Raw genomic sequence first — 21,356 nt, forward strand, 5'->3', positions numbered from 1 at the left:
TTTATTCCTTCACCAGGTGCTTAGTTCTTTTGATTTTTTTTATGGTAGGGGATCCTGTTATCTTCCCTTGTGTATCTAAATAGGCAGCGAGCGAATGCACGGTAGGATACTGGAATACATCCTTCAGCTGGAGCTCCCGCCCTAGACGATCCTGGATGGCTGCCGCCATACGAATAATAAGAAGCGAGTGCCCTCCAAGTTCGAAGAAGTTATCGGTGTTATGAATGTCGTCCCTTTCAATAAGTCCCTTCCAGATCTCCAGAAGAATGGCTTCAGTAGGTGACTCCATCGGAATTGACCCTTCCCTTTTCGAGGGCTTGTACCCTCTCAATTTCCGCCGGTCCACTTTGCCGCTGGCCGTGACGGGCATGTGTGGAACAGGAATGAATTGACTTGGAATCATTGCCATCGGAAGAACATGGATTAATTCCTGTCTGATTGACGGGACGACTTTTTCATTTTCGACATCTACGTAAGCGGTGATGGTCGTCTCTCCGCTGATTTTGTCGTCCAGGACGTAACAGTCGTTCACTCCCGTGAGGTTCTTGATCGCCGCTATGATTTCATTTTTGTTGGCTCGAACACCCCGAATTTTGATTTGATCGTCATCCCTGCCATCGATTTGGATCATACCGTTAGGCAGATACCGCGCCAAATCCCCCGTAAAGTACACAGCATCATGGGGATCATCACTGAATGCGTTCTGCTTGAACCCATTTTCAGGAAGATGGAGATATCCTTTTGTCCGATAAGGAGTCCTGACCACGATTTCCCCTAGCTCCCCAATCCCGCATAGTGTTTGGGCTTTATTTAAAATATAGAGCTGGGTATCCGGCAGGACATTTCCGATCGGAAGGTGCTCATATTGATCCAGCATCTCTTCCTCTCTCTGGAACCCTTTTGCAAGAGTGGTTTCGGTTTGCCCATACAGGCAGATGATATCCGCACCGCTCCTTCCCTTCCACTGCGAGACGAGTTTCTGGGATAAAGGTTCTCCGGCGAAGAAGATACTCTTTAGTGAAGGAAGCCGAGCTTGTGGTGATTCCTTCAGCCACTGTGTCGATAGGGAAGGAACCGCATGGCATCTTGTGATTGCTGCCTCATAAAGGAAGTCCATACTTCGCTCTCCGTCCCTTGGTATACACAAAGCAGCTCCACTGATTAAAGGCAGGAAGGCATCCCTCAAATAAACATCGAAGGTGACATTGGTCAAATGGGCGAAGCGGTCCTCAGGTTGGATATTGAATTCGTCCCTTTGCCAATGGAGGAAGTGACTCAACCCATCGTGAGTTCCGACGATTGCTTTTGGTTTGCCCGTCGTCCCCGAAGTGAAATAGATATAGGCTTCTTCATTCTGACCCCGGCTCACTCCCGATCCATTCAGGCTGTTTTCAGTCGATTCATGTAGCAGATCATCCATATCCACCACCCTGACTTTGGATTGTCCGAACGCTCTTGGGCTGTGGACCGGCATGGTCGTAAGGATCAGAGATGCGCCGGCTTCTTCCAACATGCTACCTGCTCTTTCTTCCGGGATATTCTCATCGATTGTCATGAAGATGGAGCCTGCCTTTAACACCCCTAGGATGCCGACAATCGTTCGATAACTTTTCTTCCCATAGACGGCAACGACTTCCCCTGGAGAGATTCCGACTGATGGCAGACTATTGGCAAGAAGATCGACTGTTTGAACCAACTTCCCGTACGTAAAATGGAGCCCCTTTTCCTCTATTGCCGTACTGTCCGGAGCTTCCTTTGCTCTTCTCTCGATTAACGAAGTAACACGGGGATAAGATTGTCCTCGTAGATCAGCAGAAAGATCCGGTAGGTGTTGATCCCCTGTCACCAACGAAATCTCCGCCACCCTTTGATCGGGATTTTGAATGGACGATTCCACCCATCTCTTCAATTGGAGGAGAAAAGCGTCCATTCTTGCTTTACTGAATAAATCATTCCGATACGAGAGACTTAAATGGAATCCATCTCCTGTTTCTTCTATATAAAAGGTCATGAAGAATTTTGATTGGATTTCATCCACTTCCACTTCCTTCACTTCGACCCCGTTGATGACATACGTTTTCTGTTCTTCAAAGCTCCGATAATTGATGAGCACATCGAAAAGGGGATTCCGATTCAAATTCCGTTCAGGCTGAACTTCCTCCACGATCTTCTCAAATGGTCGATCACCATGGGTAAACGCGTTTAGGATCGTTTCTTTGCTTTGCAGGAAAAAATCCGTAGATGTATGGTCCTCATCCACTCTCGTCCTTAGTGGAAGTGTGTTCAAATAGATCCCGACCGACTTTTCCAGCTCCTGAAGATTCCGATTGACGACGGGAGTCCCGACGATTATGTCGTTTTGACCAGCCATCCGGGAGAGCAGAGCCGCATAAGCACTGTAAAACACCATGAAAGGAGTCAGCTTCCTGCTTTTGCTGAAGGTCTTAATTTCGTCCGATAACTCACCCTCAAGTGTCATGTGGATTGTATGATTTGTCCCTCCACTTTCTATGTGATCAGTCGGTAGTTGCAAAACGGGTACATGTCCTGACAGTTCGTTTTTCCAAAAGGCCATTTGTGCCTGATTCTCTGGGGAATCCTCGTACTCTTTCTGCCAGAGGGTATAGCTCGGATATTGAACGACCTCCGTATCGTCAGTGAGGACCCCTCCCGCATATAACGTCAACAATTCCTCCTTGATGACGTTTAGGGACCACCCATCACAAATGATATGGTGAAAAACGAGGATCAGGGTGCTTTTCCCCTTCTCATTCACCACTGTTCCTTTTACTAGTGGTCCTTTGGAGAGATCAAATGGCTCTTTGCATTCCGATTGGATGATTTCCTGAATTCCCTCGTTGCTCTCGATGATATTCAATTCTACTGACATTTCGTGATTCACCCGTTGGACAGGCGATCCATTCTTGTTGTGAAAGACCGTTTTCAGTGCGTCATGCCGTTTCATCAACTTGTTAATGGTTGCCTCAAGCTTCATGGCATCGGTATGGCCTTCAAATGATAAAACGAGGGGCATATGATAACTGGTCCCCGGATGTAAATGCTCTAAAAACCAAATTCTCTTCTGTGCATCCGACAATGGGATTCCTTCCTGATCATCGGCTTTGGCTGTCAACCGTTCGTAGTTGTAGGTGGCAGAATCCGATTGGACCAGTGCCGCAGTAAGACCCGAGACAGTCGGTTTCTCAAACAATTGCTTTACAGGTACCGATGTCGAAAACAGCTTATTCACACTGGACATGATCTGAACAGCAAGCAACGAATGACCACCAAGCTCGAAGAAATTGTCATGTATGCCTATTTGACTCACTTTCAGTTTTTCTTTCCACACCTCAAGCACCCGTTCTTCTTGTCGGGACCTAGGCTCTGCATAGGTGGAATTGAGCACAAGATGTGCTTCTGTTGCTTCTGGAAGCTGATTTCGCGCGACTTTCCCATTGGCATTCAACGGAAATTCAGTTAGTTGGACAAAGAATCCAGGCACCATATAGTCAGGCAATTCCAATTGAATAGATTGCTTGATGACGAGTCGAATATCTTCCTGCGCGTCACTCGTGAAATAGGCTGCCAGTCCAGATTTTTCATCATTCTTCACCACCAGCACCACTGCATCCTTCACACCTTCGACAGCCCGGATCTTACTTTCAATCTCGCCTAATTCAACCCGCATCCCCCGAATCTTAACCTGGTTATCCTCTCGTCCTAAAAACATGATGTCGCCTTGTTTTGTGAGGTACCCCCTGTCACCGGTCCGATACATCTTTTCGCCTGTATGAAACGGATCATCTACGAATGAGGTCTTTGTTTTCTCAGGATTGTTTAAGTACCCCCTGGCTAGGCCAATTCCGCTAATATACAGATCACCCGGGACGGCAAACGGAACAGGATTCAAATGTGAATCGAGTACGTAGATCCGATTATTATCGATTGGTCTGCCAACCGACACAATTTCACTGAGGGGCTCGCCTGCGTTTTGATGATACGACTTACAATCAAAACAAGTAGAATCAATGGAGACCTCCGTTGCCCCCCACGTATTAAATAAATCCCCAGGCATTTTTTGATAGAATGCCTCCACAAGCTCTGATTTCAATGCTTCACCGCTTGATACAACCACCCTTAAACGGGACAGCTTCGCTTTTTTCTCCTCTGTCATTTCCTCCACGACCATCTGTAGCATACTTGGAACGAATTGCAGAAGGGAGACATCGTATGTCATCGCATAGTCGAGAATACTGACAGGATCTTTATGCATCCCTGGGGGAATGAGGGCAACGGTCCCTCCCACCATAAGCGGCCAGAAAAACTCGATTGCCGCATCATCGAACGTGAGAGTCGTTTTTTGCAGTGCCACCTCTCCTTCCTGCATGTGATGCTTATTTTGCATCCAGCATACCCGGTTCACCCATCCCTGGTGGGTACTGCTTACCCCTTTGGGGGCACCGGTGGATCCTGAGGTGTAATAGACGGAAACCAGGTTGGTCGGCGTCATGGACACACTTGGCTTTGTCTTACCAAAACTTCTGATATGGGCGGACTCACTCTCGTAGTTCAAGATTTCGATGGAATCGGATTGAAGGGTCAATGAGCCTACATTGGTCAGACAAATGGTGGCTTTCGCACTCAACAGAATATCCGTCATCCGATTCTTTGGTATGTCCACATCAATCGGCAGGTAGGCCCCTCCCGCTTTTAGAATCCCCACTATACCAATGACCATTTCCACAGAGCGGTTCATAACAATGCCTACAGGGGTGTCAGGCGACACTCCTTTCCTTACGAGCAAACGGGCAAGCTGATTGGCCCTTTCATCCAGCTCTCGGTAGGTCATCTCCATCCCTTCATAGACCACAGCCCTTTGGCCAGGTGTGCGTTCTACCTGCTCTTCGAATAACTCATGTAATAGAACATCAGGAAATACGTTTTCTGTATCATTCAGCCCGTGGATGATATGCTGCTCCACATCCTCTGACAGCAGGGATAATTCCGTAAGTGGCGTGGCGGGACAGGAGACCGCAGACCTTAACAATTCAAGGAACATGGATGTAAGATCGTCCATATGCTCCTGATCGAAAGCGCCCGTACGGTATTCCCACTTTCCGATCATCTCCTCCCCTTCATTTTCCAGGAAGAGCGTTAAGTCGAACTTTGACGTACCATTCGAAAGCAAGGTAGGTGGACTGATGGTTACATCATCAGCGGGATGTGTAAACTCCGGGAAATTTTGAAACGCAAACATATACTGGAATAAAGGATGCTGCGTCAGTGTCCTATTAGGTTGTACGGCTTCCACAACCTTTTCAAAGGGTACGTCGCCCCTTGCTATTGCCTCTAATGATGAGGTCTTGACCGTGGAAAGCACGTCCAGAAACGTCATCTTTTCATCCAACAGGTCCCGGATCACTACCGTATTCACAAATAACCCGATTGTCCCCTGATCGCGTTCATCATTCCTTCCGGCAATAGGGGTGCCAACAACGATATCCTTCTCGTGTGATAAGCGATAAATAAGCAGTTTGTACAGGGCAAGCATCCCCATATAGAGGGTGGCACTGTTCGCTGTGCACATTTTTTCCAACTCTTTCAGAAGTTCAGTCGGAATCGGGAATGTCGTGGTCTCTCCTTCATTCGATGGTACCTTCAGTTCCTTCTGAGTTTTGAATAATTTAATTTGTGGAATGTCTCCTTCAAGCTTCGCTCTCCAGTAGTCCACATCGGCTAGCATTTCTTCGCTATCCACTGCCAGCGCTTGCCGATTGACATAATCCTGATAATCGGACTGTGGACCTTCCTCATGGGGAGCGAATACAGCATGTAAAAATACCGTCTCAGACCATCCATCAAAGATAATATGGTGGAAGTTGTAATAAAAATAGTAATGCTCTTCGCTAATCTTATATAGGTGGAATTGATAGAGATTGTCTCGGGAAAGATTGAATGCGATCATGGCGTCAGCCTTCATCTTCTCCAGGCAGATTGATTCGGCTTTGGGTTCCCCGGACAAATCCGTAAAGTGCAATTCACTCTTTTTCTCCTGGTCTATTACACAAAGAGGTTCCCCTTGCCTGGAAATGAAATTGCTCTTCAATCCCTCCTGACTGGATAGAAGCGCATCCAGCCTTTCTCTTATATGCTCAGTGTCTATCTTTCCATGTACTTCTACATAACCAGGTAGATTGTATAAGTGACTGTCGCCTTCCAGTTCATTGATGAACCACAGCCTTTTTTGAGCGTATGACATCGTTTCTCCCAGGCTTCGATTTCCTTTCGGCTCAACCTCTTTCCTCACAGGCAGTTGCTTCCTGCCTTCTAAATAGGCCGCCTGCTGCTGAATGGTCGGATACGTGAAAATGGTTTGAAGATCGACTGGAATAGAATAGATCTCTTTCAGCTTCCTTGATAATCTGGCTGCGAACAGCGAGTTTCCGCCCATATGCAAGAAATGAGTGTCGGTATCGGTAATGGTATGACCTAAAAAAGACTCCCATATATTCTTAAGGTGGGCTTCCATCGGGGTCAGTGTTCCAGACAATGGTGACTTAATCATTTGAAAAGGCGAAGGCAACTGCTTTCGGTCGATCTTTCCGTTGGCGGATAAGGGGAATTCGTCCATCGTGACAAAAAAGGATGGAATCTTGTAATCGGGCAAGTATTCCCTTAATGTTTCTCTTAACCGATTATCATTCCAGTTCTCAGAATCCGTTAGCGTTACATAAGCCGTCAAGTAGGCTTGATCCCGTTCTTCATAAGCTGTCACGATACTATGCTTGATACCGGACTGTCTTTCGATGATGCTTTCGATTTCCCCAAGCTCGATCCTCATCCCCCTGATCTTCACCTGGAAATCGTTTCTCCCTATGTATTCAATCGCCCCGTCTGACCTGCGTTTGCACAGATCCCCAGTCCTGTACAATTTTTGGCCATGACAGAATGGGTGTTCAATGAATCGTTCCCTCGTGATGTCCGGCCTATGGTAATACCCCTTAGCAAGGCCAGCTCCTCCGATATACAGTTCTCCCTCTTCTCCATCTCGAACAGGATGGCCATCCGCATCCATGATGAATAATTGTGTGTTGCTGATTGGAAAACCGATAGGAACCTGTGAACTGGATGGGTCACCGGTACATTTCCACCACGTTACATCGATGGCTGCCTCGGTAGGTCCATATAAGTTATAAAGGTCAGTCTGACCATATAAAGAGAAAAACAGTTCTTCAGTCGATTTCTTCAACGCTTCTCCACTGCAGATCACCCTTTTCAGAGGGGAAATGAGTTGTGGAGATACCCCTTCCAGGAACAACTGAAGCATAGATGGTACAAAGTGCACCGTAGTGATCCCATACTTCACGATTGTCCTCGCCAGATAGTCTGGATCTTTATGACCCTGCGGTTCAGCGACAACCAATGCTGCCCCCGTCATGAGCGGCCAGAAGAACTCCCATACTGAAACATCAAAGCTGTATGGGGTTTTCTGCAGGATCCGATCATTCTCCGTCAGTTGAAAGTGTTTCTGCATCCATTGCAAACGATTATTCAATGCGAGATGAGTATTCATGACCCCTTTGGGTTTGCCCGTGGATCCCGACGTATAAATGATGTACATTAGCCCGTCCCCGAAACAGTCAGAAAGGTCTTCCTTCCCCCGGTTAGTCCAAAAAGCATCCTCAATGAATAACGGGGTATTCGCTTGTGTTGCCGCAAGAGTGATGGACTGCTCGTATGAACTAATGATCACCGGTGCCTCGACTTCCTCCAGAAGTTCATGAATCCTACGGGACGGCAGGGAAGGATCAATCGGAACATAGGCTCCTCCTGCCTTCAGTACGCCCAGCAATACGGTCACTAATTCTACTGATCTCTCTAAACAAATCGCGACCGGCTCTTCACGCTTCAACCCTTTTTCTATCAAAACGTGAGCGATTTGATTTGCTCTTTCATTCAACTCCCTGTAAGTGAGTGAAAGAGAATCAGAAAGGACAGCCGGGTTATCTGGTGTTTTCTTCACTTGTTTCTCGATTAACTGATGGATAAGCAGGTCATGGTCCGGGAATATCTCGGATGGACCACTTATTCCATGTATCATGTTCTTCATGTTATTCTCCTCTCTGCCGCCACTTTTTTATGACCAGACAAGCATTATGTCCTCCGAAGCCGAATGAATTACTCAGCACATGCTCCACTTTTCGTTTTTGTGCTTTATGGGGAACATAGTTCAAGTCCATCCCCTCATCCGCTTCTTCATAATTGATGGTAGGCGGAATCAGTTCGTTCTGTATGGTCAATACACTGGATATCAGTTCCGCCGCCCCGGCTCCGCCCAGCATATGTCCAGTCATCGATTTGATGGAACTCACCGGTACATCCACCGATTCAGGCCCAAACACCTGCTTAATGGCAATTGTTTCGGTATAGTCATTTAACTTCGTACTGGTTCCATGGGCATTGATATAGTCAATGGCTGATGGTCTTAATTCTGCATCCGCCAAGGCATTCATGATTGCTCTTCTGGCACCTCGAGCCTCGGGATCAGGCGCGGTAATATGGTAGGCATCCGTCGTGGCACCGTATCCTGTAAGCTCTGCAAGGATCGGTACCCCCCTTTCCAAAGCGGAATCCAATGACTCCAGTACAACCATGCCCCCACCAGCGGCAATGACAAAACCATCTCTTTGCTTATCAAAGGGACGGCTCGCTCTTTGGGGTTCTTCATTATGTGTGGAAAGAGCTTTGATTCGGGAAAAGGACGCTAAATCAAGAGGGGTCACTGCCCCCTCTGCTCCTCCCGCCACGATGATATCCGCTTCACCGTACTGGATGCTCCTCATGGCTTCTCCGATGGCGTTGGCGCTTGCCGCACATGCTGTAACAAATGCACCGCTCTTCCCCCGTGCTCCCAATAAAAGAGAAATTTCATTAGCCGGGGCATTGATCAACATGCCCGAGGCCAGATATGGGCTGATTCTTCTTGGTCCTTTCAACATGATTTTCTGATAGTTTTCCAGGATCATTTTTGTGCCGCCCATCCCTGAACCGACCAGGACACCCACTCGAAACGGATCCAATTCCCTAAGTGAAAGGGATGCCTGATTAATGGCCTGTCTGGCTGCTGCCATTGCATATTGGGTAAAGGTATCCATCCTGCTTTGTTCCTTTGAAGAAAAATGATCGTCCGGGTTGAATCCTTTTACCTCTCCGCCAATCCGTGTTTGGTGATCAGTGGTATCAAACGACTTAATATAATCAATTCCACTCAACCCATTTGATATATTCTCCCAAAACGTTTGGATTGTCAGACCTGATGGGGAGATGATTCCCATCCCGGTAACCACGACTCTTTTTTTCATAAGAAGACCCCTTCTTTTATGATTTCTGTTTACATTTTACAAATAGCGCATTTTTCCTACATCCGTATATTCCGCAACTTTTCACGTCGCTCTTCTCTCACAGTGGACGAACCCGTTTCCATGCGAGGCGCGATCAAAAAAAAAAGCCGGAAGCCCGGCTTTTTCTTTTTATACTGGTTGCTTTGCTTCCACGGTCATGATGATCTTCTTGATCTCTGGTAGGTATACGTCTTTGCTAAATCGTGATTCGAGATGTTCTTCTAAGTTAAATGCGTGAATTCCTCGGTCATCCTTGACTCTGATTACGGGATGGATATGCACGCTCTTATCAGGATCTCCCGGTTCCCTCGGGATACTGAAAGATTCCTGGAACTGATGAATGTCTCCATACTCCATGGTCAGGAAGAGGAGCGACTCATCATTCATCTCGACGAATTCATTCTTCGTACGGTATCCCAGTGAAATCCAGTTATCACCCTGAAGCTTCAACAATTGCCCCACATAGCCCGGCTGCAACCATAAATCCGGCGATTCATTGAGTTCTTCCAATACATAGTCCTCCACTGGCATGGTCAACGCTTTCGACCTTGAGTCGATGGCACCGGTCTTCTCAGCCAAATGATGGGCAAGAATCTTCGAATTGTATCTGAATCCATGAATGAAACCGCTTGTGGTGGTGGTACGATAGTCCAGCCCATGTGTCTGAGCCCCCGCGAAATAAAGCCCCTCCACTTCCGTCGATTCAAATGTACCGCTGATGGACGGGAACTTATTGTGTAGCCACTTGATGTCAAAATCTTCAACTAAAGATTGAAGGCTTGACTTAAACCCGGTTGCTGCCACCACTTCATTGAAGAATAGTGTCTCGACCTCTCCATTTGCGTGAATATACTCAACCGTCACATCAAACCCGTCTTCCACCTTTTCAATGTTACGGATATGACAGTCCAGCAGGGCGGATTGATGCTTTAACTGATAATTTTCAGCAATGATTGAGTTGACTGCCCTAATGTTTCCTACGTAATGTGTCTTGAACGCAAGCCTAGCTGACGATGGGCTTGCAAGCATAATGACATTTGCTTCATTCAGGATGTCCTGAGCGCATTCCGTCCCGCTGTTGCCTTTCCCTAAAATCAGCACCCTCTTGTCACGATAATATTCTTTTGCGTGCATATCCTCATACTTCGTCACATGATCAATCCCTGGTATATCCGGTGTTACAGGTTCCAATCCAGTGGCTACCACAACATATCTGGTCACGAAGACGCCTTTGCTCGTGTGCACCTCAAATAGTCCATCTTCCGTCTTACTGGTACCGGTCCATTTGGTATTGGTATGAACAGGCAGTTCATACGCTTCAACCAGGTCGTTCAACATATTGACGACGGCTTCCCTCTCAGGATAAAAGTGACGGCTGTAGTTCCTCATCAAGATTTTCTTCTCATTGGTAATGAGACTGTTCCAATCAAAGCGTTCAGAGAAGCGACTCTCCGGGGCTTTTCCGGTATATAGCTTGTTATTACTGATCAGCTTTCCGTGTACAGGGAACTTCGTAAAGGAATGACCTGCTTTATCTGACGCTTCGAGAATGGCGATATTCGGAGTGATGTTTTGTTCCTTGCATAGTTCATAGTAGGTGATGGCCGTCTGCACCCCACCAGGTCCCCCTCCAATAATCACTACATCATAGATTGATTTGTTCATGAATTATCTCTCCTTCACTTTATTATATTTGATAAGCGGGAAGACCCGTCGTTTACCTAGATTCATTGAGTAAGAAGCTTTATATAAAGGCATGGCCAATGCAGTGGTGATGATCGCCATCCAGACAAGGATGGTAAATAGATTCTGACTGATCAACCCGTAAGCAAGTCCAACATTCAGGACAATCAATTCCATCAGACCCCGCGCATTCATCAGTGAACCTACAGCAGATGCATCCCTCCAGGAATAGCCCATGCGTTTCATGACAAACATGCTACTGAAATATTTACTTGTTACAGCGAGCACCAAAATGAGGACGAACAGGAGAAAGATGGTCATGGTCAAACCGTTGAAATGAGTGTTGATTCCTGAGTAAGCAAAGAATATAGGGACCAAGAAAACAACGACAAAATGTTCTAACCGCGTATTAAGCTGTTCTTGGAACTTCTTGCCCTTAGGCATAACCAAACCAAGCATAAATCCTCCAAACACTGAATACACGCCGATAAAGTCAGTGAGTGCAGCAGCGACCAAGACAAGAACCAGAACCAACGCCATGTTCGCCTGTGTTAACAAGCCAGTCTGTTCGACCTTATCCCCCATCTTCTTGAGTAAGGGTTGGACAACCAGGAATAAGATGAGGGTGAAAATGGTCGTATAGATGATTGTCATAATGCCGCCCGTCACTGAGCTGGTTTCAACCAGCGCAATCAGGATCGCCAGGGCAAGCCAGCCTAAAACATCGATGATGCTTGCAGAAAGCAGGGTCGTTGCACCGATCTTGGTATTCAATATGTTCCGCTCCTGCAGGATCCTTGCCAGCATCGGAAATGCCGTCATGGAGAATGCAATTCCGACAAACAATGAGAAGTACAGAGTGTTTCCTTGAGGTTCAAAGTATGTGATGAAAGCAAGGGAAAGGCAAATTCCTGTGAGTAAGGGTACAAAAAATGCAGATACCGCCAGGGAGCCCGCACTAGTAAAGAACTTCTTGTCGTACCCCTTGAAGTTAACTTCAGCGCCCACCAGGAACATATACAAAGCAAGGCCAAGGTTGCTCAGCATATACAAGATGGTTTTAATCTCCGCTGTAAAGAGTGAAGCAAATGCATCCGGTGCGATGACTCCAAATAGTGTTGGTCCCAACAGGACCCCTGCAATCATTTCCCCCAGAACCCGGGGTTGGCCGATCATCAAGCAAAGCTTTCCTACTATCCTTGCTGCAGAAATGATCAGGATCAATACAACCAACAAATTGACAAACAAATGCATATCGGAACTCATATCTATCCTCTCTTCCAGTTACTTTATTCCCCCTGAATATTACATGGGTACCAGATTCCTCACATCAGTAAATAACGCAAACATTCCTTCTACCTATTGGAAATGATTCTTAAACCGAGTATTTTAATAAGTAACAGGAGGTGGAAAGTGGATGACAATATCGCATTACACTTTATCGCAACAGCACGTGCACATTTGGATGATTGATTTGACTATTTCGAGGGATACGAGTGGGGATGTCTTGAGCCGAGAAGAAATGGTTCGTGCTGAACGATTCGTTGACCTACAATCCAAAAGACACTATATGACGTGTCGCAGTGCACTCCGGATCGTGCTGAGTTATTACATGGACTTGGCTCCTAAAGCTATTCTTTTCACGTACAACGCCAATGGAAAACCATACATAGCTCCTTCTCAGAATACCCATCAACTTCAATTCAACCTAAGTCATCATGAAGAGGCATGTTGCATCGCAATCACAGCGTCTCAAGAAATCGGAGTGGATATCGAAAGCATGTCAGGACCGTCATTAGAGGACGCCATGGAGATGTTTATCTCTCAAAGCGAAATGGAAGCACTCCCAATCGTAACCGTTGAACGCTCGACATCACTTATCCATCTTTGGACACAAAAGGAAGCGTTACTGAAGGCCAAGGGTACAGGACTACAATCCGACCCCAAGCAAATACATGGCTATGTGACCCCTTCCTTTCCCCTCATTAATTCACCCCTGGAAGGATATAAATTAAACTCGTTCACCATGGGAACGAATATCCTCTCCCTCTGTACGGAGCACGACATTCACTACGACATCAAACCTTACGAATCCTTAGAAAAACAAAAAAACGTAAAATAGATACAAGGATCTATTTTACGTTTTTTGCATACTCAGTATATACTTTTGGGTATACTCAGTATATATTTAAGTATATACTCAGTATACAACGAACATTCTTTAGGAGGCTAATCATGATATCCGTAAAGGGACTTGAAAAAAGGTATACCATTGGAGATACGGCTTTTACCATTCTGAACAAAATAGATATGCAAGCTGATAAAGGCGAATTCATTGCCGTTATGGGTCCTTCCGGCTCCGGAAAGAGTACCTTCTTAAATCTATTGGGTGGTCTTGACACACCTGAGGCAGGTGAAATCACCGTCAACGGAAAGAATATCCATAGTCTTAATGAAACTCAAAGAACACTATTCCGCAGGGAACATGTGGGATTCATCTTTCAGAACTATCAGCTCCTCCCGAATTTGACGGTAGAAGAGAATGTGTCGTTTCCTATGTATTCTGGTAAAAAAGATAAACAGGAGATAAAAAAACAGGTGAGTGATTTGCTCAGATCAGTGAGCTTGGAAGGAAAGGAGAAAAACTATCCTTCCCAGTTAAGCGGGGGGCAACAGCAACGTGTGGCCATTGCCCGGGCGTTGAGTATGAACCCTAATCTGATATTAGCCGACGAACCTACGGGGAATCTCGATCGTCGGACGGGAACAGAAGTGTTGCGACTTCTCTCTTCCCTTCACCAAAAAAATCAGCTTACCATCATCATGGTGACTCATGACGTCTATGCGGCAAGCTATGCAGATCGAATCATCTTGCTGAAAGACGGTGTAATCGAATCAGACATTCGTCAAACGGAAGGAGCAAATCAGGATGTTATGGCAAACCTCTTGGCGAAACTTAACTCGTAAGAAACTACGTTCTTTCTTGACGATATTGGCCATCGTTCTCGGAATCTCTTCCATGTTTGCCGTCATCAGTACGGTTCAGACCGCGAAACAGGTCACCATGCAGAGGCTTGAACTATACAATGGAAATGCTGACTATTCGATTTTAAGCGAACGTGATGCCTTTCCGGAAGAGGTTTTAGACCTGGTATTGAAGAATGAACAGGTGTCCAGCGCAACTGGATTGATTCATAAGCAAAGTTATGTAGAAATGGATTCCCCTGAGCACTCATTGGATCAGAAACGCATGAGACTGACTGGCTTATCAACGTTGGATAATGAGTTACTCTCATTAGATGCCGTTTCCGGTGACATTCATGAAGAGGGCTTGATCCTCCCTGCCACATCGGCAGAAATCCTTGGAATGAAAGTCGGAGACGAGGTCACGTTCCGTGTTCCTGATGGAATGAAGGAGATCAAAGTGGCTGCGATTGTGAAGGATACCCCTTTGTTGGAAGGTCCGAACGACTGGGATGATGCAACCAACAGGAATTGGAGGGGAATTGTCCCATTATCCACCCTTCAGCAATGGTATGGCCTTGATCAGCAAATACAAGAAGTAAGAATGCATATAAATGATCAGTATGCAATGGATCCTGTCGTGAAGGACCTTCATACAGCTCTGCAGCCCTACGACGGGGTTTATCTTCAAAAAATCGTTCTGGACGAAAAGCAATCCAATCAATTGGAAGATCTCTACTTCATGCTTTATGTCATAGGTGGCTTGGCCATGTTCATCAGTGCCTTTATCCTGTACAATACGATATTTGTGTCGATTGTCGAAAGAAAAAGCGAGATCGCGGTCATGAAAACAATCGGGTACACTCCCTTCCAGATCAAGAAGCTCTTCCTATTCGAAGTACTGATTCTATCCGTCATTGGTTTGATTATCGGAGTGCCGATCGGCTTTGGTTTAGGCAGTGTCTTGCAAAGCGGTCTGTTCAGTTCCTTCCAATCCAATATTGACTTCTCAATGGACTATCAGTGGGCACTTGCCGCATCCATCGTTTTAGGAGTAGCCATACCGGTTGTGGCCTCTCTCATACCTGTCACCCAGGCGAGCAAGATTGATATTATCAAGACACTGAAGAAAGTCCCAGCGACGAATACCAACATGAGCAAATGGAGAAGTGTGGCAGGGGGCATCCTCATTCTCTTATCCCTCTTGCTGACCTTCGTCAACAATGTCTTATCGATTGGTTCTTTGTTGTTAGGCTCCGTTCTCTTCTTCCCCATTATGGTCAAAGGGATCACAACGTTGGTCTTGAGATCATCATTATTAGGCTTTGAAGGAAAGATTGCCGCCAACAATGTATTACGAGCTCTGAATCGGTCGTCCAATATGTCCCTTATTCTGGCTTTGGCCATTTGTTTGGGCTTATTCGTTTCTTCGACCTTCACCTCACTTGAAAAGAACATCGATAAAAGTGTCACCCAGTCCTTCGGTGGAGATATGCAAATCACATCTGAACACTCATTAAGCGAACGAGATGCAGGCAGGATGTCAGCAACCAATGGCGTAAAGGATGTTCACCTGTATAAAGAAAGGAATGTCACGTGGGTAACAGAACAGCAAACCCGTCAATTCTCCATCATCCGTACCGACCTGGAATGGAATGCCGAGCATCCTCTCTTCCACTCGATTGATACTGAGTCCGATAAATGGAAGGATCGATTGAAAGAAGGAGGCATCCTCCTGGGCGACTTTGCATACCGGGAGTGGGGAGGTTCCCCAGGAGAGAACATTACGATTGTCATTGACAATCAGGAGCATGAACTTGAAGTGCTGGGTAAGGTAACTACGAATCAGTATGGGGGGTATACCGCATTTATGAGCGGAGATCCATTTGATGAGCTTTTTCCGGGAGTACTCTCCTATAAAGCCTTACTGACATTGGAAGACGGCTACAAAGAAGATTCGATCAAGAATTCTCTAGTCACGTCCTATCCTTTTGATTTCTCTGAGGTACAGACAGTCGATGAGGAAGTCAACAAGCAAGAACGTGCTCTCCCGGGGGTAAAGTCATTATTTAACGGACTTCTCTTCATCGCCATCGTCGTATCCGGTATTGGAATTATCAATACCCTCGTCATGAATGTGATGGAGCGGCTGAGGGAAGTGGCTATCATGAGAGCTGTCGCCTTTACTAGTTTCCAAGTATATAAAACCATCTTTTATGAAGCGCTTATTATTGGAATCAGCGGGGTGTTGATCGGGATCGCAATGGGCATCTTCACGATTTTCCTGAATGCGGTCACCACATCAGACGAATTGATCGGGTTCACCATACCTGAATCCACGCTCTTACTCAGCATCATCATGGGGATCATCGTCAGCGCATTCGCCTCACTGATTCCTGCAAGACAAGCGGTGAAACACAACATCAATCAAGCACTGAAACAAGAGTAATATCCTAGGAATGAGGAATCACTATGTCCGTTAAACATGCCATCTTAATCCTATTATCTCAGTCCTCACGACACCGGTACGATTTAAAGGTCTCGTTTGAGTCCATGGTCTACAATCAATGGGAAATCAATGCGGGACAGATCTATACAACGATCGATCGGCTCGTGAGGGATGGCTTTGTTGATGAAATAACTGAAGAAAACACCGATTTACGTATCTACCATCTAACTGAAAAAGGACGCAACGAGATTGACCATTGGCTGCTTGAGCCGGTAGAAAAGCCATTGTTGAAGGATGACTTCTATTTCAAGCTATTATGCGCCAAGCAAGTTGACTTCCACAATCTCGAACGCATGGTCAAAGAGCAAAAAGAGTCAATCATCCGTAACATATTGGAGCTCCAGTTGCTTAGAAGGAAAATAGACATCACACCAGAGAACGAAACCATCCTATACCTGATCGACGGGAAGATCCTGCATTTGGAAGCTGATATGAAATGGCTCGATATGTTACCTAATTAACGGGAGGTAGAACCATGGATTTTATTTTGGAACATAAATGGGCATTCCTGATTGCCGCTGAAGTCTTTTTCTGGATCTCTATTCTGAGCTTCCTCGTTGTACGTTATTGGTTCAATATGAAAACATTGAGCGTTGTATTCTTCACATTGTTCATCGTAAACGACTTATGGATTGCCACGATGGGCTTCATGGATTACTTGAGAACCGGGAACTTCACCAGCTACCAAGTCGTCATCCTCGTCATCATTGTTTACGCACTCACTTACGGGAAGACCGATTTCAAGCGATTGGATGTTTTCATTCAAAAGAAAGTAGCGAAATGGAAAGGAGAGCCCATTCCGGATTTGTCAGGACCTATTGGACTACATGGAAAAGCAAAGGCCATCCAGGAGATGAAGCATTTTTCGATTCACTTACTGATATTCGGTGTAATCCATGGTATCCTCTTCTTCCTATTCGGATTGTCCACTGAATTTGATCAGATCAACGGATTGAGCCATTTCTTCTCAGAATGGTTTAGTGGTAAGCAGGCTCTGCTCCCATTTGATAACGCGTCGGCAAATAACTTTAGCAGGATCTGGAGCCTTGTTCTAATCATTGACGGTGTTACCTCCCTCTCCTACACTATCTTTCCAAAGAGCGAGAGAAAAACCGTTTCATCATGAGTACAACGAAAAACCCCCATCCTCGAACCGAAGATGGGGGTTTCCTCTATTCTAAAACAATCGTATTACGTCCCCACAACCCCATCCACCTCATCACGGATCTCCCCGACGATCTCTGTCAGGATATCCTCCATGGTCACGAGGCCGACCGTTTTGCCGGTGCTGTCTGTGACGACGGCCATGTGGGTGCGGGATTGCTGCATCTTGAGGAATACTTCCTTGATCGATGCGGTCTGTTTGAAGCGCGGGATGTCGTGGATGTAGTCCTTGATATCCCCTTTTCGTCCGGCGGCGATGGCGGTCATCATTTCCTTCGTGTTGATGAAGCCGATGAACTGGCCGGCGTCGCCTTTGGTGCGGTCGTGGACCGGGTAGCGCGTGTATTCGTAGCGGTCGATAACGGTGACCATGCTGTCGAGGGACTGATGCCTCTCGAGGGTGATCATGCGGCTCGCCGGGATCATGATGTCCTTCAGCTCACGCTCGTCAAAAGCGAAGATGTTCTTCAGGTAGTCGAGCTCCGTCCGGTTGATCGCGCCGCCTTCATAGCTCTGGGCGACGATGAGCTTGAGCTCTTCCTCGGAGTGGGCAGTGTCATGCCCCGACGGCCGGACGCCGAATGTCTTAAGGAGCAATCGTGCCGATCCGTTCAATACGGTGATGAACGGGCTCGTGACCTTGCCGAACCAATAAAGCGGCGGTGCCAGGAGAAGTGTCATCTTCTCCGCGTACTGGATGGCGAGGGTCTTCGGTGCGAGCTCGCCGATCACGACGTGAAGCAGTGACACGACCGATAGTGCGATGGCGTACGAGAGCACGGTGATCATGGCGGCCGGGACGTTCAGTTCGACGAACACCGGCTCGAGGATCTTCTGGACCGTCGGCTCACCCAAAGCCCCGAGAACAAGGGCCGTGATGGTGATCCCGAGCTGGCAGGCGGACAGATAATAATCCAGCCCTTCCACGACTTTCTTCGCGATCTTCGCTTTCTTATTGCCTTCGGCGATGAGCTGGTCGATCCTCGACATCCTCACTTTCAGGATGGCAAATTCCGCCCCTACAAAGAATGCAGTCAATAAGATGAATATGACGATCAAAAATAGATTAAGTGTAATCATACCGTCCAATTAGCTCCCCCTTCCTGAGGGGTTCACCTCCAGTGAATTCATGAGGGGCTGGGAATCATCTTCTTCCCTTTCCCCTTTATCCGGTTGAAACAGGATTTGTTTGATCTGATAGTTATCGAGCTCGGTCACCGTCCAGGCGTGAGTGCCCTGGGTGATGCGCTGCCCTTCTTCCAGTCCGTCGAAGCTCTGGGACTGGATCCAACCGGCGATCGTATCGATGTCATCCCGGTCTTCAAATGTAAGTCCGAAGCGATCTTCGAGTTCATCAAGGAGCACGCGGCCGTTGATGAGGTAGTCTTCGTCCCCGCTCTTGCGAATATCGGCGACTTCATCTGCATCGAATTCATCGCGAATCTCCCCGACAAGTTCCTCCAGGACGTCCTCCATCGTGAGTATCCCGGCGGTTCCGCCGTATTCGTCCATGACCACGGTCATGTGGACACGGTCCTTCTGCATCCGCTTGAAGATCTCCTTGATACGCGTGACTTCCACCACATGGGGCACGTCGCGGATGAAGTCTTCAAGGACGATCTCCCGCCCGGTCACGATGTGGTTGAGCAGTTTTTTCGCATTCACGATTCCAAGGATCTTATCTTTATCGCCGTTTTCCACGACGGGATAGCGAGTGTAGTTGTGCTCATCCATGAGGGCGATGATGTCAGCCGGCTCCATGTTCTGGTCGATCGTGACAAGGTCGGTCCTCGGCACCATGATGTCCTTGGCCACCCGTTCATCAAAGGAGAACACGTTCTCCATATACTTCAACTCGGTCTGATCGATCTCGCCACCCTGGAAACTTTGGGCCATGATGATCTTCAGCTCTTCCTCCGAGTACACCTGTTCGTGATTTGCTGCCGGCACCCCGAACATCTTCAGGAACAACCGGGACGTGCCGTTCAGCACCTGGATGAACGGATACATCACCTTCCCGAACCAGTATAGCGGCGAAGCGAGAAGCATGGTCGCCTTCTCCGAGAACTCGATGGCGAGGGTCTTCGGTGCCATCTCCCCGATCACCACGTGCAGATACGTGACGACAGCGAGGGAAATCCCATATGAAATGACGGATGCGACTCCGTCCGATACGCTGAGCCAGTTGAACACCGGCCCCATCAGTTCTTTGACGAACGGCTTCGAGAATGCCCCGAGGCCGAGTGCCGTCACCGTGATCCCAAGCTGACACGCTGAGAGATAATAATCGAGGTCCTGCACGACCTTCTTCGCAATGACCGCCTTCTTATTCCCCTCGGCGATCAGCTGGTCGATCCTCGACGAACGGATCTTCACTACCGCGAACTCCGCTCCAACGAAGAACGCCGTCAATCCAAGCAATACAAGTAACAACACGATATTCGATAGGATATATATGTCCAATTCATCCCCCTGATGAGGGATTCACCTCCACAAAATGATGTCTGTCAGCGCATCATCATGTCCGGTCCATGGAGTGTGAAGCAGGACGTACCGCTTTTCCCCCGGAGCCGATCATGATGAACACTTTTTCCGATTAATCCATGAGCAACAAAGGCCCACAACGTATACTTCAGCTTCTCGACCCCAAGGGAACTCCCTCCAAACTGTCACGTGACGGTTATAGTTAGAATTATTATACGATGGTTTGAATGGTGATACAAGGATAATCTTACGACCCTTTTTTCTCCATAAAAAAAGAACATCCTTTAGGAAGGAAGTTCTGTCTCACCCGGATGGGTGATCTGGATATTTTCCACTTCACAGCGCAAGGTATAGAGTCGTTGAACCAGTGGATGTTCGTCTTGGATGGAATAATTCCATCTCTCCAGGGTCCTTTTCCCCACCCGGCGGTCCAGCATAACAAGTGCTTGAACCAATACATCATCCGACTTCAAAAGCTCGTTGATCGGGGATTGGATATAGTGACTCACCACTGAAAAAAAGTCGTATCGGGCGTAGATCCCCTCATGCAGCAACTGCTCATGGGCAAGTTCCTGGATTGCCAGGATCGTTTCCACATCACGTTCATCCTCACCCCACTCACTTCGGATTTCTTCTTCCCGGTAGTACTCTTCTCGCATAGACGTCATCGAACACATGTTGAACACTTCCGCCTTATCCACGGTCATGACGGCACGGCCCATCTGATCATGGGCTTTCCGGTATGAAATCACGTGGAAGTCGATCCTGGACTGCAGAGGATAACAGATCAGATTCATGAGACGCTTCTTTATTTTGCTCCAAACCATACGTCATCGGAGTCTCCTTCCCTATACACAGATGATGGTAAAAAAACCGATCCCTAAACGAAAGCGGGACCGGCTACTAATCGATGGTGTTCTCAAAAAAGTGGATCTTACTAATCAGGTACTGAATGAACTTCGGAAAGAAATACGCTCCGAAAAACGCGCACGCAAATGCTTCAGACCACATTCTTAACCACGTCAGAATAAAATGACTGTCATATCCGAAGTTGATGGATACCAACATGAATGAAATAAAGATCGACATGCACAGAGCCGTTACGAATGCCGTAATGACCCTTCTATATTTGGAATGGATTCTCATACGCT

At 47.0% G+C, this 21,356-nt stretch carries 13 protein-coding genes; 5 read left to right on the forward strand and 8 right to left on the reverse strand.

Annotated features, from left to right (window positions below; genetic code table 11):
* Position 1 precedes the first annotated feature (1 nt).
* The 4 genes from AF331_RS12830 to AF331_RS12845 all read right to left on the reverse strand — a co-directional run bounded on the left by AF331_RS12830 (position 2) and on the right by AF331_RS12845 (position 12,332).
* Positions 2 to 8,110, reverse strand: a complete 8,109-nt coding sequence (locus AF331_RS12830) for a non-ribosomal peptide synthetase (RefSeq protein WP_053428493.1) — start codon at positions 8,108 to 8,110, stop codon at positions 2 to 4.
* A 1-nt stretch (position 8,111) separates the two neighbouring features.
* Positions 8,112 to 9,362, reverse strand: coding sequence for a beta-ketoacyl-ACP synthase II (gene fabF, locus AF331_RS12835; RefSeq protein ID WP_053428494.1), 1,251 nt, complete (start codon positions 9,360 to 9,362; stop codon positions 8,112 to 8,114).
* 168 nt (positions 9,363 to 9,530) lie between these two features.
* Entirely contained in the window at positions 9,531 to 11,066 is a 1,536-nt protein-coding gene (locus tag AF331_RS12840; RefSeq protein ID WP_053428495.1) for an NAD(P)-binding domain-containing protein, read from the reverse strand.
* Between the two features lie 3 nt (positions 11,067 to 11,069).
* Positions 11,070 to 12,332: a cation:proton antiporter gene (locus AF331_RS12845; RefSeq protein ID WP_160316537.1), complete on the reverse strand. Its 1,263-nt coding sequence runs from the start codon at positions 12,330 to 12,332 to the stop codon at positions 11,070 to 11,072.
* Between the two features lie 217 nt (positions 12,333 to 12,549).
* On the opposite strand from AF331_RS12845, the gene AF331_RS12850 reads away from it, so the two are divergent.
* From AF331_RS12850 to AF331_RS12870, 5 genes are all read left to right on the forward strand, one after another.
* Positions 12,550 to 13,206, forward strand: coding sequence for a 4'-phosphopantetheinyl transferase family protein (locus AF331_RS12850; protein ID WP_412177722.1), 657 nt, complete (start codon positions 12,550 to 12,552; stop codon positions 13,204 to 13,206).
* Positions 13,207 to 13,319: 113 nt separating this feature from the next.
* Positions 13,320 to 14,051, forward strand: coding sequence for an ABC transporter ATP-binding protein (locus tag AF331_RS12855; protein WP_053428498.1), 732 nt, complete (start codon positions 13,320 to 13,322; stop codon positions 14,049 to 14,051).
* Positions 14,014 to 16,497, forward strand: coding sequence for an ABC transporter permease (locus tag AF331_RS12860; RefSeq protein ID WP_082346967.1), 2,484 nt, complete (start codon positions 14,014 to 14,016; stop codon positions 16,495 to 16,497). The genes AF331_RS12855 and AF331_RS12860 overlap by 38 nt, the downstream gene beginning before the upstream one ends.
* 23 nt (positions 16,498 to 16,520) lie before the next feature.
* Entirely contained in the window at positions 16,521 to 17,018 is a 498-nt protein-coding gene (locus AF331_RS12865) for a PadR family transcriptional regulator (protein WP_053428500.1), read from the forward strand.
* A 14-nt stretch (positions 17,019 to 17,032) separates the two neighbouring features.
* Positions 17,033 to 17,683, forward strand: coding sequence for a hypothetical protein (locus tag AF331_RS12870; RefSeq protein ID WP_053428501.1), 651 nt, complete (start codon positions 17,033 to 17,035; stop codon positions 17,681 to 17,683).
* Between the two features lie 65 nt (positions 17,684 to 17,748).
* Here AF331_RS12870 and AF331_RS12875 read toward each other — a convergent pair whose 3' ends face one another.
* The 4 genes from AF331_RS12875 to AF331_RS12890 all read right to left on the reverse strand — a co-directional run bounded on the left by AF331_RS12875 (position 17,749) and on the right by AF331_RS12890 (position 21,351).
* Positions 17,749 to 18,810: a hemolysin family protein gene (locus tag AF331_RS12875; RefSeq protein ID WP_053428502.1), complete on the reverse strand. Its 1,062-nt coding sequence runs from the start codon at positions 18,808 to 18,810 to the stop codon at positions 17,749 to 17,751.
* Positions 18,811 to 20,184, reverse strand: coding sequence for a hemolysin family protein (locus tag AF331_RS12880; RefSeq protein ID WP_053428503.1), 1,374 nt, complete (start codon positions 20,182 to 20,184; stop codon positions 18,811 to 18,813).
* A gap of 305 nt (positions 20,185 to 20,489) precedes the next feature.
* A complete protein-coding gene (locus AF331_RS12885) occupies positions 20,490 to 21,032 on the reverse strand; it encodes an SF0329 family protein (RefSeq protein WP_053428504.1) in 543 nt (180 codons plus the stop codon).
* A 76-nt stretch (positions 21,033 to 21,108) separates the two neighbouring features.
* On the reverse strand, positions 21,109 to 21,351 hold the full coding sequence (locus AF331_RS12890) for a DUF2798 domain-containing protein (RefSeq protein WP_053428505.1): 243 nt from the start codon (positions 21,349 to 21,351) through the stop codon (positions 21,109 to 21,111).
* Positions 21,352 to 21,356 lie beyond the last annotated feature (5 nt).

This window comes from Rossellomorea marisflavi (assembly GCF_001274775.1).
Lineage (GTDB): Bacteria > Bacillota > Bacilli > Bacillales > Bacillaceae_B > Rossellomorea > Rossellomorea marisflavi.

Bases quoted from the DNA above. Each gene is read 5' to 3' on its own strand.
- AF331_RS12830 (WP_053428493.1), bottom strand. From the start codon at position 8,110: ATGAAGAACATGATACATGGAATAAGTGGTCCATCCGAGATATTCCCG.
- fabF (WP_053428494.1), bottom strand. From the start codon at position 9,362: ATGAAAAAAAGAGTCGTGGTTACCGGGATGGGAATCATCTCCCCATCA.
- AF331_RS12840 (WP_053428495.1), bottom strand. From the start codon at position 11,066: ATGAACAAATCAATCTATGATGTAGTGATTATTGGAGGGGGACCTGGT.
- AF331_RS12850 (WP_412177722.1), top strand. From the start codon at position 12,550: ATGATTGATTTGACTATTTCGAGGGATACGAGTGGGGATGTCTTGAGC.
- AF331_RS12855 (WP_053428498.1), top strand. From the start codon at position 13,320: ATGATATCCGTAAAGGGACTTGAAAAAAGGTATACCATTGGAGATACG.
- AF331_RS12860 (WP_082346967.1), top strand. From the start codon at position 14,014: ATGTTATGGCAAACCTCTTGGCGAAACTTAACTCGTAAGAAACTACGT.
- AF331_RS12865 (WP_053428500.1), top strand. From the start codon at position 16,521: ATGTCCGTTAAACATGCCATCTTAATCCTATTATCTCAGTCCTCACGA.
- AF331_RS12870 (WP_053428501.1), top strand. From the start codon at position 17,033: ATGGATTTTATTTTGGAACATAAATGGGCATTCCTGATTGCCGCTGAA.
- AF331_RS12885 (WP_053428504.1), bottom strand. From the start codon at position 21,032: ATGGTTTGGAGCAAAATAAAGAAGCGTCTCATGAATCTGATCTGTTAT.
- AF331_RS12890 (WP_053428505.1), bottom strand. From the start codon at position 21,351: ATGAGAATCCATTCCAAATATAGAAGGGTCATTACGGCATTCGTAACG.